The sequence below is a fragment of the Cupriavidus sp. IK-TO18 genome, assembly GCF_015549295.1.
In the GTDB taxonomy this organism is placed as follows: Bacteria; Pseudomonadota; Gammaproteobacteria; order Burkholderiales; family Burkholderiaceae; genus Cupriavidus; species Cupriavidus oxalaticus_A.
Genome location: NZ_JADGMP010000006.1, coordinates 38046 through 52307, shown reverse-complemented (window position 1 = coordinate 52307; position 14262 = coordinate 38046). Strand labels below are relative to the sequence as shown.

Annotated in this window: 10 protein-coding genes and 1 pseudogene; 3 read left to right on the top strand and 8 right to left on the bottom strand. The window is 69.6% G+C overall.

What is annotated here, in order from left to right:
* Positions 1-187 precede the first annotated feature (187 nt).
* From IPF36_RS04180 to IPF36_RS04165, 4 genes are read right to left on the bottom strand one after another with little or no spacing between them, the layout of a single operon-like run.
* On the bottom strand, positions 188-1663 hold the full coding sequence (locus IPF36_RS04180; RefSeq protein ID WP_135702612.1) for an efflux transporter outer membrane subunit: 1476 nt from the start codon (positions 1661-1663) through the stop codon (positions 188-190).
* Complete coding sequence (locus IPF36_RS04175; protein ID WP_195427379.1) at positions 1660-2550, bottom strand: HlyD family secretion protein; 891 nt, start codon at positions 2548-2550, stop codon at positions 1660-1662. Before IPF36_RS04175 ends, IPF36_RS04180 begins: the two co-directional genes overlap by 4 nt.
* On the bottom strand, positions 2547-2765 hold the full coding sequence (locus IPF36_RS04170) for a DUF1656 domain-containing protein (RefSeq protein ID WP_133093180.1): 219 nt from the start codon (positions 2763-2765) through the stop codon (positions 2547-2549). Before IPF36_RS04170 ends, IPF36_RS04175 begins: the two co-directional genes overlap by 4 nt.
* A 28-nt stretch (positions 2766-2793) precedes the next feature.
* Complete coding sequence (locus IPF36_RS04165) at positions 2794-4773, bottom strand: FUSC family protein (protein WP_195427378.1); 1980 nt, start codon at positions 4771-4773, stop codon at positions 2794-2796.
* 204 nt (positions 4774-4977) lie between these two features.
* On the opposite strand from IPF36_RS04165, the gene IPF36_RS04160 reads away from it, so the two are divergent.
* On the top strand, positions 4978-5883 hold the full coding sequence (locus IPF36_RS04160; protein ID WP_135702620.1) for a LysR family transcriptional regulator: 906 nt from the start codon (positions 4978-4980) through the stop codon (positions 5881-5883).
* A gap of 28 nt (positions 5884-5911) precedes the next feature.
* Here the strand turns inward: IPF36_RS04160 and IPF36_RS04155 are convergent, their stop codons facing one another.
* The 3 genes from IPF36_RS04155 to IPF36_RS04145 all read right to left on the bottom strand — a co-directional run bounded on the left by IPF36_RS04155 (position 5912) and on the right by IPF36_RS04145 (position 10026).
* Positions 5912-6472 (bottom strand): hypothetical protein, encoded by a 561-nt coding sequence (locus IPF36_RS04155; RefSeq protein WP_135702622.1) that lies wholly within the window; start codon positions 6470-6472, stop codon positions 5912-5914.
* A 148-nt stretch (positions 6473-6620) separates the two neighbouring features.
* Positions 6621-8963 (bottom strand): cytochrome P450/oxidoreductase, encoded by a 2343-nt coding sequence (locus tag IPF36_RS04150; protein ID WP_195427377.1) that lies wholly within the window; start codon positions 8961-8963, stop codon positions 6621-6623.
* 64 nt (positions 8964-9027) lie between these two features.
* Positions 9028-10026 carry a tripartite tricarboxylate transporter substrate binding protein gene (locus IPF36_RS04145; RefSeq protein WP_135702626.1) on the bottom strand — a complete coding sequence of 333 codons (999 nt, stop codon included), beginning with the start codon at positions 10024-10026 and terminating at the stop codon, positions 9028-9030.
* A 145-nt stretch (positions 10027-10171) separates the two neighbouring features.
* Between IPF36_RS04145 and IPF36_RS04140 the strand changes: the two genes are divergently transcribed.
* Both IPF36_RS04140 and ampC read left to right on the top strand, forming a co-directional pair.
* Entirely contained in the window at positions 10172-11023 is an 852-nt protein-coding gene (locus IPF36_RS04140) for an IclR family transcriptional regulator (protein ID WP_195427376.1), read from the top strand.
* Between the two features lie 101 nt (positions 11024-11124).
* A pseudogene (ampC, locus tag IPF36_RS04135) lies at positions 11125-12310 on the top strand (class C beta-lactamase).
* Positions 12311-12389: 79 nt separating this feature from the next.
* On the opposite strand, the gene IPF36_RS04130 reads toward ampC, so the two are convergent.
* Complete coding sequence (locus IPF36_RS04130) at positions 12390-14174, bottom strand: acyl-CoA dehydrogenase (protein WP_195427375.1); 1785 nt, start codon at positions 14172-14174, stop codon at positions 12390-12392.
* Between the last annotated feature and the right edge of the window lie 88 nt (positions 14175-14262).

Here is a 14262-nt window from a genome sequence, read left to right as displayed (position 1 = left end):
CTGTGTCTTGGGTAAGGGGACGGCACGGTTTACGCAGCTTGCTGCGGTCCGTGCGGGGTGGGCGGATCTGCCTGCCCGCACGCCGTCCGTTTCGCCTTGTGGGCGGTGCCGGGCGCGCAACGCGCGGGGCACGGGACGAAGTGTAGTCACGCCGATCCATTCCGGTGATGATCTAAAAGGACAAAAGTCAGTCGCTTTTTTCATCGTTATGCGAAGCGCCTTCCGACGGTCCTGGCGAGGCTTTGCGGCCGGCCTGCCAGCCGCCGCCCAACGCGAGGAACAGGTCCACCTGGCGGTATGACACCTGTGCTTCGGCCGCGGCCAGCGCGGCCTCGGCATCGGCCAGCGCCAGCTCGGCGTCGAGGCGGTCGAGGAAGGGGATGCGCCCGGCCTGCTGCAGCCGCACCTGCTGGCGCGCGGCTTCGCCGGCCTGCTCGCGCGCGGCATGCAGCGCCTCGCGCCGCTCCAGCGCGCGGATATAGGCGGACAGCGCCGTCTCCGTTTCCTGCAGCGCGCGCAGCACTGTGCCGTCGAAGCGGGCCAGCGCGGCGTCGGCGGCCGCCTCATGGCCGTGGATGCGGTGGCGCACGCCGTTGGTCGGCAGCGACCAGCTCAGCAGCGGACCCAGGCTCCAGCGCGCCGTCGGGCCGCTGCCGAGGTCGCTGAGCACGCCGGTCAGGCCGGCGCTGGCGCCGATGCGGATCGACGGATACAGGTCCGCGGTGGCGACGCCGATGCGCGCGGTCGCCGCGGCCAGTTCGCGCTCGGCCTGGCGGATATCGGGACGGCGCCGCAGCAGCGCGGCACCGTCGCCTACTGGCAGCGGCGCGTGCAGTTCCGGCTCGGCATGGCACTCGACCTCGTCCGGCGCCAGCGCCGACGGCGCCTTGCCCAGCAGCAGCGCCAGGCGGTGATGTGCGGCGGCGCGCTCCGCCGCGAAGGCCGGCAAGGCGGCGCGCAGCGCTTCGGTGCGGGCGCGTTCGCGTGCCACGTGGGGCGGCTGCGCGCGGCCGGCGGCGACCAGCCGGCGGGTAGCGTCCAGTGTTTGCTCCTGCACCGCAAGCTGCTGCGTGGCCACGGCCAGTTCATGAGTGGCGGCGCAACCCTGCACGTAGGCGCGCACGGTCTGCGCGGCAACGCTGACGCGCACCAGGTCGAGGGTGGCTTCGCTGGCTTCGGCGCTGGCGAGCGCGGCCTCGTCGGCACGCGCCAGCTTGCCGAAGAAATCGACCATGTAAGACACGCCGAAGCCGAAATCGCCCAGGTTGAACACCGGCGGCTTGACCGTCTGCAGGAAGCTCTGGGCCGACAGCTGCGCGCGCGCCACGCTGGCGTCGACGCCGCCTTGCGGCAGGTTCTCGGACTCGACTTCATGCAGCAGCGCCACCGCGCGCCGCAGGTTGGCCGAGGCGGCGCGGATGTCGGTGTTGGCCGCCAGCGCCTGCCGCACCAGCTGGTCGAGCCGCGCGTCGTCATAGAGGCGCCACCAGTCGTCCGGGACCGGGCCGATGTCGACGCCATGCGCATTGCCGCCTTGCAGCGCGCCGTTGGCCTGCGGCGCCTTGAACGCGGCCTGCCCGGGCACGTGGTAGTCGGGGCCCACGGTGGTGCAGGCGCACAGGCACGCGGCCGCGCACGCCAGCCAGCGACGGCGCGCGCTCATGATCGTGCGGCGGCCTGGCGCCGGGGTTCGCGCACCGACACCGTCGCGGTACGGCCCGACACCAGCCTGACGTCGGCCGGAACGTCTTCCAGCACGATCCGCACCGGCACGCGCTGCGCCAGCCGCACCCAGTTGAAGGTCGGGTTGACGTTGGGCAGCAGGTTGGAGCCGGCACTGCGGTCGCGGTCCTCGATGCCGGCGGCGATGCTCTGCACATGCCCGCGCAGGTGCCGCGGCTCGCCCATGATATGGACGTCCACCGGGCTGCCGATATGGATGCGGTGCAGCTTGGTTTCCTCGAAATACCCTTCCACATGGAACGACGCCGCGTCGACCATCGACAGCACCGGGCGGCCGGTGGAGACGTAGTCGCCCAGCCGCGGCAGGCGGTCGTTGAGGTAGCCGGCCACCGGGCTGCGCACGCTGGTGCGCTCAAGGTTCAGCCGCGCCAGCCGCACCGTGGCCTCGGCCTGCGCCAGCGCGGCCTCGCCTTGCTCCACGCGGGCGCGGCCCTGTTCGGCGACTTCGCCCGCCACCAGCCCGTCGAGCGCCCGGTTGCGCGTGGCTTCGCGCCGCGCCTGGGCCAGCGTCGCGCGCAGCGTGGCGGCGGTGGCCAGCGACTGCTGCAGCGCCAGCGCGTAGCGGTCGCGGTCGATCTCGAACAGCACCTCGCCGCGCCGCACGTACTGGTTGTCGCGCACCAGCACGCGCGTGACCAGCCCGGAAACGTCGGGCGCGACCTGGACGATATCGGCGCGCACATGGCCGTCGCGGGTCCACGGGGCGGCCGTGTAGTAGTCCCACAGGTGGCGCAGCACCAGCACGGCGGCCAGCACGGCCAGCAGCGTCGGCAGCAAGGGAAGCAGGGGGCGGAGTCGGAGTTTCATGACGGCAGTCCCGGCACCGCGGCGAAGACTGCCGCCACGGCGCCCAGGACGATCACATAGAGGGAAAGGTTGAACAGCGAGCGGTGCCAGATATGCCGGTAGCAGCCCAGCGCCGCCAGCGCCATGCGGATCGCGGTAGCGACGGCGAAGGCCAGCACCATCAGCACCAGCACGCCTGGCACGAATACGCCATAGAGATCGATTTCACTGAGCATCGGGGAGCGGCAAGAGCGATGAGTGGGATCAGGCTGCGCGCGCCGGCGGGCACGCGGGCTGCAGCGTTACCTGCAGCACCACCAGCGCGCCCAGCGCACCGCTGTCCTGGCGTGGCAGCGCGGCGATGGCATCGGCGACCCAGCGCTGCAGCGCCGCCGGCGCCGCCACGGCATGGCCGCTGCGCAGCCGTGACCGGTAATGCCGCGCGACTGCCGCCAGCACCCGGCGCACCGGCTTGCGTGCCGCAAGCGGGAGGTCCGGCAGCGCCTTGTGCAGCGCCAGCGCGCAATAGCCGACCTGCAGCGCATGGAAGCCGTCGGCAGAGAGCGGGTCGCCAGCGACCCCCAGGCGCGGCACCAGCTGGCCGAGCCGGTCGAGCATGCGTGCGCCGAGCCCTGCGTCGCCATCAGCCGCGCGCAGCGTGGCCGCCCGCGCCAGGTCCTGCCAGCTCGCGCGCACCAGCCGGTGCGCTGCCGCGCGCGCGCCGAACGGGCGCACCGCCATCGCCCACAGCGGTGCGAACAGCATCGAGGCGGCACTCGCCAGGCAGGCATTGAAGGTGCCGAGGAAATCCGCGTCGAAGACTGCCTGCACATTGGCGAACGAGGCGGTGTTGACCGACAGCAGCATCGCGATCAGCTGGAAGCCCGGCCGCGCCACCAGCAGGCCGATGCCGAGGTAGGGCAGCGCCAGCATCGCCGCCAGCACCTCGAAGGTATGCGCGTGCGGGACCACCACGAAGAGGTAGCCCGAGGCCACCAGCAGGCACACCAGGCTCCAGCGCAGGAAGGGTGCAGCCATGCGGCGCGGTTCGTCGATGGCGGCAAAGAAGCAGCACGCGATCGACGCCACCGCCACCGCGCCGGCGCCGTCTTCCCAGCCCGAGAAAATCCACAGCAATCCGGCACAGAACACCGCCAGCCCGCTGGACACTGCGCCGAACAGCAGCATGCCGTGGTCATGGTGATGGCCGGCGCCGTCGGGTGCCTCAGGTGCCGGACAGCTGGTGGCGGCCGGCGCCTCGGGGCCGCGTTCTCCAATGCCGCGTTGCAGCGCCAGGCATTCCGCGTACAGCGGGCACAGGCGTTGCAGCTGGCCGGCGGCGGTCGTGGCGAGTTGCGCGGGCCAGCCGCCGTCCCCTGCGTCCAGGCGCCAGTCGTGCAGTGTCGGAGCCGGCTGCGCGGCACCGCTGTCCAGCCACGCGGCGGTCGCATCCAGTGCCTGCCGCAGCGGCGCCGGCAGGCCGCCGGGCAGGCCACGCAACGCCTGCAGCACGCTTTCCAGCGACGACAGCAACGGCATCAGCATGGTCATGCGCTGGCGCAGCGCGCGCGCATGGCGCAGCGTGCGGCTGCCTTCGGTGTCATAGGCGAGCTGGGTGATCAGCAGGTCCAGCGCCAGGATGTCGCTCGCAAGCCGATGGCGGCCATCGTCGGCGCGCGGACTGCCGCGCAGGATCGCCGCGGCCCAGCCGCTGGCGTCGGCAAGCCAGCTCTGCGCACGCGCGCGCAGCGCGGGCGCCACCTTGGCCGGGAACACGATCGACCCGACCAGCCCGGCGCAGACGATGCCGATCACGATCTCCTCGATGCGCGCCACGGCAATATCGAAGATCCCGGCCGGCTGGCTGACAGCCGGCAGCGCCACGATCGGCAGCGTGTACGCCGCCAGCAGGAACACATAGCTGCGCGGCGAGCGCTGCAGCAGCGACAGGTACACCAGCACGGTGATCCACAGTGCGATCGCACCCATCAGCACGATCGGCATGTTGACCAGCTGCGGCACGGTCGCGACCGCGGCGGTCGCGCCGAGCACCGTGCCGGCGACGCGATAGGCAGCCTTCGAGCGGGTCGCGCCGGTCAGCGGGTGCGAGACGAAATACACCGTGGCCATGGCCCAGTACGGGCGCGGCAGGCCCAGCGCCAGCGCGATATAGAGCGCCAGCATCGCGGCGGCGAATGCCTTCAGCGAGAACAGCCACTGTCGTGCATTCGGCCAGCTAGCCATGGAACAGGGTCTTGAAGACAAGGAGTTTGGGGGCGCGCAGCGCCGCCTGCCACTCCACGCTTCATGGCGGCGCAGTCGGGCAGGGGCGATGTGTGGAAGCGAAGTGTAGCCAAACCCTTGGCATTCCATTCATGATTTAATATTGGCTTCACCATTCGCTTTGTTCATGGATGCGGTGCCGCCACGGTCCAGCCTCAGATCCACATGCCTATCGATATCCGCGCGCTGCGCTATTTCGTCGAGACCGCGCGCCTGCACAGCTTCACGCAGGCGGCGGGTTCGCTGTTCGTCACCCAGTCGACCATCAGCAAGATGGTGAAGCAGCTCGAGGACGAGGTCGGGCAGCCGCTGCTGATCCGCGAAGGCAAGAGCGTGCGCCTGACCGACGTGGGGCGCGTGGTCTACGAACGCGGGCAGGAAGCGCTCGGCGTGGTCCACCGGCTGACGCTGGAGGTGGCCGACCTGTCATCGCTGGGCCGCGGACAGCTGACGGTCGGCATCCCGCCGATGGTCAACCTGTTTTTTTCGCCGGCGGTCAGCGCGTTCCGGCAGCGCTATCCCAACCTGCAGCTGACGCTGGACGAGCACGGCGGGCAGGTGGTCGAGCAACTGGTCGCCAGCGGCGAACTGGAGGTCGGCGCCACGGTGCTGCCCGGAGACAGCGGCCTCGCGCTGGAGACAAGGCAGTTCGGCCGGCACCCGATCTGGGCGGTCGGGCCGCGCAAGGCGAAGTGGGCGCGCGGGCGCACGGTCACGCTGGGCGCGCTGCGCGACGAGCCGCTGGTGATGCTGACCGACGACTTTTCGCTGACGCGCAAGCTCAAACAGGCCTTTGTGGAAGCGCGCATCGAGCCGCGCATCGTGGCGCGCAGCGGCCACTGGGATTTCCTGGCGTCGATGGCGGCGGCAGGACTTGGCACCACCTTCCTGCCGCAGCCGCTCGCCGAGCGGCTGCAGGGCCAGGACACGCTCGCCATGGCGCGCCTGACTGAACCGGCGATGGACTGGACCATGGCGCACATCTGGTCGCCGGGACGCTACCTGTCGCACGCGGCGCGCGCGTGGCTGGCGGTCTGCGATGAAGTCCTCGGGGAAGGAGGAAAGCGGTAGCGGCGCCAGTGTGTGCCTCAGTGCGCGCCTATTTGCGCCGGCACTGGTCCGGCGCGATATTCAGCCGCACCAGCGACTGCCGCCCCGCGGTGTAGTGGTACAGCAGCGTCACGCCAAGCTTGCCCAGCACCGGCACGTCCGGATTGCGGCAGATACCGCGCTCAAGGATCGGCTTGGCCGATGCCATGTATTCGCGCGTGCCGTCGCGCGTGGCATCCACGCCCGACACCTTGAGCTGGAACTCGACGATCTTGCCAGGCCGGGTCACGCAGCCCTCGAAGCGCGTGGTGTCGTCCAGGTCCAGCGGGCCGGCGCGCATCAGCTCCTGGCAGGCCATCCGCAATTCGCGGTCGGCATTGCCGGCCGTCAGCCGCGTGACGCCGGTCATGCCGGTCGGCTTGCCGCGCACGGTGCCGAGCAGCAGGGTGGCGAGGCCGGAAAGCTGCTGGCCCTCCACCGGCGGCGCTGCCGGCGCGGCGGTGGCGGCCAGGGATGTGGCCAGGAATGTGGCCAACGCGGCGGCCACGGAAACAAGGACCGGCAGGGAGCGGTGGGGCGTCGCCGTCGAGGCGGCTGGGGTAAAGCGCATAAAGGGGCAGGGTGGGTTAGTTTTTTTGTAGCCTGCTACTTTAGCCCCTGCCCCCTGTTGCCGTTGTCAGGCATTGTCCTACGCGCCACGGCGTTGGCGTCGTGCGACGGGCTGTCGGAAGCACTTTGTGCCGATGCGGTCGCCGCCGTCACAGCTCCAGCACCAGCCGGCATCCGCCGGCCGCACGCGAGCAGCACGCCATCATCCGGTCGTTGGCATCGCGTTCGGTGCGGGTCAGGACCACGTCGCGGTGATCGACCTGGCCGGCCAGCACGCGCACTTCGCACGAGCCGCACAGGCCTTCCTCGCAATCGCTCTGCACGTCGATATTGGCGCCGCGCAGCGCCGCCAGCAGGGTCTGGCCGGCGGGCACCTCCATGACCAGTCCGGAGTCCTTCAGCTCGACGGTGAAAGGCTGTTCCTTCGACGCGTCCAGCGTGCCCAGCCGCGACACGAAATGCTCGACCCGCAGCGCGTCCTCCGGCCACGCCGCGCAGGCATCGGCGAGCGCATCGAGCAGCCGTTGCGGGCCGCAGGCGTAGACGTGGGTGCGCGGCTGCGGCGTGGCCAGCATGGCGGCGAAGTCGGCGCGGCGGCCTTCGTCGCCGGCGTAGACATGCAGGCGCTCGCCATGCAGGGCCTGCAGCGCGTCCAGCATCGCCATCGAGCCGCGCGAACGGCCGCAGTAATGGATCTCGTAATCGATGCCGAGCTGGCGCGCGCGGCGCGCCATCGCGCTGACCGGCGTGATGCCGATGCCGCCGGCGATGAAGATGGCGCGCGCGCAGCCCTCGTCGAAGCGGAAATGGTTGCGCGGGCCGCGGATGCGCAAGCGGTCGCCCGCCGTAACGCTGCTGTGCACCCAGGCCGAGCCGCCGCGGCTGTCGGGCTCGCGCAGCACGGCGATTTCCAGCGCGGCGGCATCGTCGGGGTCGCCGCACAGCGAATACTGGCGCGACAGCCCGGTATCGCCACACTCCACGTCGATATGCGAGCCCGGTGCCCAGCGCGGCAGCGGCTTGCCGTCCGGCGCCGCCAGCCGCAGCCGTACCACGCCGGCGGCGGCGGGGGCGATGCTTTCCACCACCACGGTGCGCGCGCTGGTGTGCGCCGACGGCTCGCCGATGCGCACGGGCTGGCGCTGCGCCAGCAGCGCGGGGTCGCGGCGCTCCGGGTTCTGCGCCGGGTCCCATTCGACCAGCAGGTGCTCGGGGCCGCGGAACGACGTGTTGGGCACGTAGGTGAAGGACTGTTCCGCCAGCCGCATATGCGGGAGCCGGCGCGTCAGCTCTTCCAGGAAGATCTGCATCTCCATGCGCGCCAGGTTCTTGCCCATGCACTGGTGCGAGCCGTAGCCGAAGGTCAGCTGCTCGCTGGCGTTGTCGCGGCGGATGTCGAACAGGTCGGCATCGGCGAAGTGGCGCTCGTCATGGTTGGCCGAAGAGGTCACGATCAGCAGCTTGCTGCCGGTGGCCAGGCTGATGCCGCCTACCTCCGTATCGCGCGTGACCAGCCGGCGCCACGCCGCCACCGAGCCGTTGTGGCGCAGGCATTCTTCCACCGCGTTGGGGATCAGCGACGGATCCTCGCAGATCTCACGCCATGTGTCGGGATGCTGCAGCAGCAGCTTGATCGCGTTGGCCGAGGCATTGGCGGTGGTCTCGTGCGCGGCGACGATGCCGGCCATCATCATCGAATGCAGGTAGGAGTCGGTGACGACCTCGGGCAGTGCCTTCTGCTTGCGCAGGCCGTACTGCATCCAGCCCGGACCCGACGGGTCCTCGCGCATCTTGTCGAGGATGCGCCCCGCCAGCTGCCAGAAGTTGCCGACCGCATGCGCGACCGCGACCTGTTCATCTGGCCGGGGCCGTCCCCACGTGTTGACGGTATGGGCAATGGAGTACTGGCGCAGCAGGTCCATGTCTTCTTCGGGCACGCCGAGGAAATGCAGTGCCACCGTCAGCGGCACTTCCCACAGCATCTGGTCGACCAGGTCGGCGCGGCCGTCGTCGATAAATTGGTCGACGTATTCGCGCGCCAGGCGCCGCACCATCGGCTCGTGATGCGCCAGCTCGGCAGGCGTGAACGGATCCATCAGCGCGCGCCGGCGCGGCATGTGGGCCGGCTCGTCCTCGTTGACCAGCGTGCGGTTCATGGCATAGCCGTACGAGGCCAGCACCGCGTTGGCTTCATCGCCGGTGGGCGTGATCTTCTCCAGCGCGATCGACGGGCTGAAGGTGATGTTGTCGCGGAAGATCGCCTTGATGTCGTCGTAGCGCGTGACCACCCAGTAGCCCAGTTTGGGGCTGTAGAACACCGGTTCTTGCTCGCGCGACCAGCGCACGTATTCGGGCGGATCCTGCTGGTAGCCGTCGCCGAACGGATCGAACTCAGCCGCCTTGTGGCTGACCGGGCAGCCATTGGGGGCGGTGAAGTCGGAATGGTCGACGGGACAGCCGCCGCGCGCGGTATCGGGGGAGGGGATGGCCATGCTGCGTACTCCTGCAAAAACATTGCCGTCCGGGCGGGCCGGACGGCCTCAAAACGATACCCGCTCAGTTGTCCAGCGTGATCTTCAGGTCGCGGATCAGCTTGGTCCAGCGTGCCGACTCGGTGCGCAGCAGTTCGCTGAACTGCGCCGGCGTATTGCCCACCGGCTCCACGCCGAAGTCCACCAGCCGCTTGTTCACCGCCGGCTCGCGGATCGCCGCGACCACGTCCTTGTTCAGCGTGTTGATGACCTCCGGCGGCGTGGCGGCCGGCACCACCATGCCGACCAGCGCGGCAGCTTCGACGCGCGGATAGCCCAGTTCGGCGAAGGTCGGCACGTCGGGCAGCTGCGGCAGCCGGGTGGCATTGGCCACTGCCAGCGGCCGCACCTTGCCGCCCTTGATAAAGCCGGCGCCGGCGGCGTAGTCCACCATCATCGCGGCGACCTGGCCGGCGGCCACGTCGGACAGCGCGGGCGCGGCGCCGCGGTACGGCGCGTGCGTCATCGGCAGGCCACCGGCTTCGACCTTCAGCAGTTCCATCGCCAGGTGGTGCGGGCTGCCGGCGCCGGCGGAGCCATAGTTGACGCCGCCTTGCGTGGACTTCGCCTGCGCGATGAATTCCCTGGCGCTTTTCACCGGGCTGTTGGCGCCGACCACCAGGATCATCGGGAAGCGGCCCAGCAGCGTGACCGGCGCGAGGTCCTTGCCCGGGTGGTAGGAAAGCGTCTTGTACAGGACCGGGTTGAACACCAGCGTGCCGTTGTCGGCGGACAGCACGGTATAGCCGTCTGCGGCCGAGCGCGCCGTCTCGGCCGCGCCGATCGCCGTGTTGCCGCCGGGCTTGTTGTCCACCACGACCGGCTGCCCGACCTTGGCCGACAGGCCCTGGCCGATGGTGCGCGCGAGGAAGTCGGAGCCGCCGCCGGCGGCGTACGGCACGATCCAGCGGATCGGCTTGGCCGGGTAGCTGTCGGCGGCGTGCGCCGGCAGCGTGGACAGCAGGGGCAGGACGAGCGCGCCGAAAGCGGCGATAGCCAGGCGCGGCAGCAGGGGGCGGGGCATGTGGTTGTCTCCGATGAATTTCTGTTTTGCGTAAATCTTATACGCATTGCGTAATCATTGAATGAGGGTTAACCTGCAAGCGACCGCCCTACCGCCGCCAGACGAGGCGTGGCCTAATCTGCCTGCCTATGCCAACACCACTGCCATGCCCGCATCCCGCTCCAAGCCCGCCGCCCCCGAAACGCCTGCCGACGCCGCCTCGCCCCGCGCACGGGAGCGCCGCCAGCGCGTGCAGTCCGCTGTCACGGGCATGGCGGTGCTCAAGGGGCTGGCCAGATTGGGCGGGCGCGCCAGCCTGACCGCGCTGGCCGCGCATATCGACGAAAGCCCGGCCAAGGTGCATCGCTACCTGGTCAGCCTGCTGGAAGAGGGGCTGGTTGCGCAGGAATCCGGCACGCAGCAGTACCACCTGGGCTACGAGGCGCTGCAGATCGGCATGGCGGCGATGCGCCAGGCCGACCCGATCCGGCTGGCCGAAGCCTCGCTGGTGCGGCTGCGCGAGGCGCTGGAAGTGACGTGCTTTGTCGCGGTGATGGGCAACAAGGGCCCGACCATCATGCGTTTTGAAGAACCGGGCTTGCCGGTCACGGTGAACGTGCGCGCGGGGTCGGTGATGCCGCTGCTGTGGTCAGCCACCGGGCGCGTATTCCTGGGCCTGCTCGACGAAACCCGGGTGCAGGCGCAAGCGGCGGAAGAACTGGCAGAGGCTAGCCCGGCGCGGCTGGCATCGCTCGACCGGGACGACCCGATCGGCGCGCTGCGCCGCGCCGTGCAGGCCGACGACTGCGCCTGGGTGCGCGACACCAACCTGACCGGCATCAGCGCCGTGGCCGCGCCGGTACGCGACTACACCGACCGCGTGTGCGCGGTGCTGACAGCGCTGGGCGCCACCGGCGGCTTCGATCCGTCGATCGACGGGCCGGTCGGCACCGCCGTGCGGCACGAGGCCCGCGTGGTCAGCGCCGCGCTCGGCTTCAACCCCGAAGCGGCGTCCTAACGTCCGGCTTAAGCGCCGGACCAGCCTGCACGGCATTGTGCGGTCCGCGCTCAAACGCGTATATTCCTCGCGGATTGCCGACATTCCTGCCACTGCCTGACATGAAGACCCTTGCCCCCACGCGCCTCGCGGCGCTTGCCGCCGGCGGCCTCCTGTGCACGCCAGCCACGTACGCCGCCGACAAGGCCGACCCGCGCCAGCTCGAACGCGCCGTCAACGAGGCGATCGCGCCGATGATGAAGGCGCACAACGTGCCGGGCATGGCCATCGCGGTGACGGCCGGCGGCAAGCAGTACTTCTTCAACTATGGCGTGACGGCGAAGCGGAGCGGCAAGCCCGTCACCGAGTCGACCCTGTTCGAGATCGGCTCGGTCAGCAAGACCTTCACGGCGACGCTGGCGGGCTACGCGCAGGCGCGCGGTCTCATGTCGCTGTCGGATCCCGCCGGCAAGTACCTGCCTGCGCTTGCCGGCAGCGCGCTGGGCACCACCAGCCTGCTCGACCTTGGCACCTATGCGGCCGGCGGCCTGCCGCTGCAGTTTCCGGAGACGGTCAACAGCCCGCAGGCAATGACCGATTACTTCAAGGCCTGGCGACCGGCATACGCGGCCGGTACCCACCGGCGTTACTCGAACCCCAGCATCGGCCTGTTCGGCTACCTCGCCGCGCGCAGCCTGGGCGAGCCGTTCGACGACCTGATGGAGAAGACCCTGTTTCCGGCGTTCGGCCTGAAGCGCACCTATATCCGGGTGCCGAAGCCGCTGATGGCGGACTACGCGTGGGGCTATACCAAGGACGACAAGCCGATGCGCGTGACGCCGGGCGTGCTGGATTCCGAGGCCTACGGCGTGAAGACCACGTCTGCCGACATGATCCGCTTCGTCGAGGCCAACATGGCGCCGGCGGGGCTTGACGGCAGCATGCAGCGCGCCATTGCCACCACGCGTACCGGCTACTTCAAGGTCGGCGGCATGGTGCAGGGGCTGGGATTGGGAGATGTATGCCTATCCGACGCCGGTCAGCGCCATCCTGGCGGGCAGCTCGCCGCAGATGGTGTTCGAGGCCAACAAGGTCGACAGGCTGGAGCCGCCGCAGGCGCCGGGCGCCGATGTGCTCGTCAACAAGACCGGGTCGACCAACGGGTTTGGCGCATACGTCGTGTTCGTGCCGGCAAAGCGCATCGGACTGGTCATGCTCGGCAACAAGAACATGCCGGTGCCGGCGCGGGTGGAGGCCGCGTACCACATCCTGACAGTGCTGGACGGCGAGCTGGCAGCAAAGCGCTAGGGGAACGACCTCCAGTCGCGCAATAAAAAAAGCGGCCCGAAGGCCGCCTGTGTCTACTACGCTACGCGCTGAAGCGCGGTCAGAACTGCTCCGGCGTCAACGCATTGACCGGCGCGGCACCGCCGACGACGGCATCGCGCAGCGCCGTTGCCTGCGACAGGATGTGCTGTGCGAAGAAATGCGCCGTGGCGATCTTGGCGTCGTGGAAGTTCGGATCCTCGGCGCGCTTCGCATCCGCGGCCAGCATGGCCCGGCCCAGCTGCCAGCCCGAGAACACGATGCCGCACAGCTTCAGGTACGGCACGCTGCCGGCGAACACGGCATTCGGGTCCGACTTGGCATTGGCCACCACAAACTCGACCACCGCTTCCAGCGCCGCGCGGCCATTGGCCAGCTGCGCCTGGACCGCGGTAAAGGCCGCGCCGCCATGCTTGCCCAGCGCGGCCTCGGTCTCGGCGATCTGCGCGCAGATCGCGCGCGCCACCGCGCCGCCGTCGCGCAGGGTCTTGCGGCCGACCAGGTCGTTGGCCTGGATGGCCGTGGTGCCTTCGTAGATCGGCAGGATGCGGGCGTCGCGATAATGCTGCGCGGCGCCGGTTTCCTCGATAAAGCCCATGCCGCCGTGCACCTGCACGCCGAGGCTGGTGACGTCGATCGACAGCTCCGTGCTCCAGCCCTTGACCACCGGCACCAGGAATTCATAGAACGCCTGGTTCTGCTTGCGCACGGCTGCGTCCGGATGCTGGTGCGCGGTGTCGCTGGCGGCCGCGGCCACATAGGCGACGGCGCGGGCGCCTTCGGTCAGCGCGCGCATCGTCATCAGCATGCGCTTGACGTCGGGGTGATGGATGATGGTGACGCCTTCACGCGCCGAGCCGTCGACCGGGCGGCTCTGCACGCGCTCGCGCGCATACGCCACGGCCTGCTGGTAGGCGCGCTCGGACACCGCGACGCCCTGCATGCCGACGGCGAAGCGGGCCGAGTTCATCATGATGAACATGTACTCCAGGCCACGGTTCTCTTCGCCCACCAGCGTGCCGATGGCGCCGCCGTGGTCGCCGAACTGCAGCACGGCGGTCGGGCTGGCCTTGATGCCGAGCTTGTGTTCGATCGACACGCAGTGCACGTCATTGCGCTCGCCCAGGCTGCCGTCGGCGTTGACCAGGTACTTGGGCACGATGAACAGCGAGATGCCCTTGACGCCTTCGGGCGCGTCGGGCGTGCGGGCCAGCACCAGATGGACGATGTTCTTCGCCATGTCGTGCTCGCCGTAGGTGATGAAGATCTTGGTGCCGAAGATCTTGTAGGTGCCGTCGCCCTGCGGCTCGGCGCGGGTGCGCACCGCGGCCAGGTCCGAGCCCGCCTGCGGCTCGGTCAGGTTCATGGTGCCGGTCCACTCGCCGCTGATCAGCCTGGGCAGGATGTTGGCCTTCTGTTCGTCCGAGCCGGCGGTCAGCAGCGCTTCGATGGCGCCGTCGGTCAGCAGCGGGCACAGCGCGAACGACAGGTTGGCGCTGTTCAGCATTTCGATGCAGGCGGTAGAAATCAGCTTGGGCAGGCCCTGGCCGCCAAATTCCTGCGGATGCAGCACGCCTTGCCAGCCGCCTTCGCCGAACTGGCGGAAGGCATCCTTGAAGCCGGGGGTCGTGGTGACCACGCCATCCTTCCAGCTGCTCGGATCCAGGTCGCCGGTGCGGTTGAGCGGCGCCAATACCTGTTCGTTGAACTTGGCGGCTTCGTCGAGCACGGCCCCGGCCGTTTCCGGCGTGGCTTCCTCGAAGCCGGGCAGCTGGCTGACAGCTTCAAGACCTGCGAGCTCGTTCATCACGAACAGCATGTCTTTGAGCGGGGCACGGTAGGTCATGGATGTCTCCTGTCTGTACGTAGTACGTCTTTGTTCCTGGGTGGCTCGCAAGCCATGGCGCCTGGCCGCAATGCGGGCCGTGATGGGT

Bases quoted from the DNA above. Each gene is read 5' to 3' on its own strand.
- IPF36_RS04180 (WP_135702612.1), bottom strand. From the start codon at position 1,663: ATGAGCGCGCGCCGTCGCTGGCTGGCGTGCGCGGCCGCGTGCCTGTGC.
- IPF36_RS04175 (WP_195427379.1), bottom strand. From the start codon at position 2,550: ATGAAACTCCGACTCCGCCCCCTGCTTCCCTTGCTGCCGACGCTGCTG.
- IPF36_RS04170 (WP_133093180.1), bottom strand. From the start codon at position 2,765: ATGCTCAGTGAAATCGATCTCTATGGCGTATTCGTGCCAGGCGTGCTG.
- IPF36_RS04165 (WP_195427378.1), bottom strand. From the start codon at position 4,773: ATGGCTAGCTGGCCGAATGCACGACAGTGGCTGTTCTCGCTGAAGGCA.
- IPF36_RS04160 (WP_135702620.1), top strand. From the start codon at position 4,978: ATGCCTATCGATATCCGCGCGCTGCGCTATTTCGTCGAGACCGCGCGC.
- IPF36_RS04155 (WP_135702622.1), bottom strand. From the start codon at position 6,472: ATGCGCTTTACCCCAGCCGCCTCGACGGCGACGCCCCACCGCTCCCTG.
- IPF36_RS04150 (WP_195427377.1), bottom strand. From the start codon at position 8,963: ATGGCCATCCCCTCCCCCGATACCGCGCGCGGCGGCTGTCCCGTCGAC.
- IPF36_RS04145 (WP_135702626.1), bottom strand. From the start codon at position 10,026: ATGCCCCGCCCCCTGCTGCCGCGCCTGGCTATCGCCGCTTTCGGCGCG.
- IPF36_RS04140 (WP_195427376.1), top strand. From the start codon at position 10,172: ATGCCCGCATCCCGCTCCAAGCCCGCCGCCCCCGAAACGCCTGCCGAC.
- IPF36_RS04130 (WP_195427375.1), bottom strand. From the start codon at position 14,174: ATGACCTACCGTGCCCCGCTCAAAGACATGCTGTTCGTGATGAACGAG.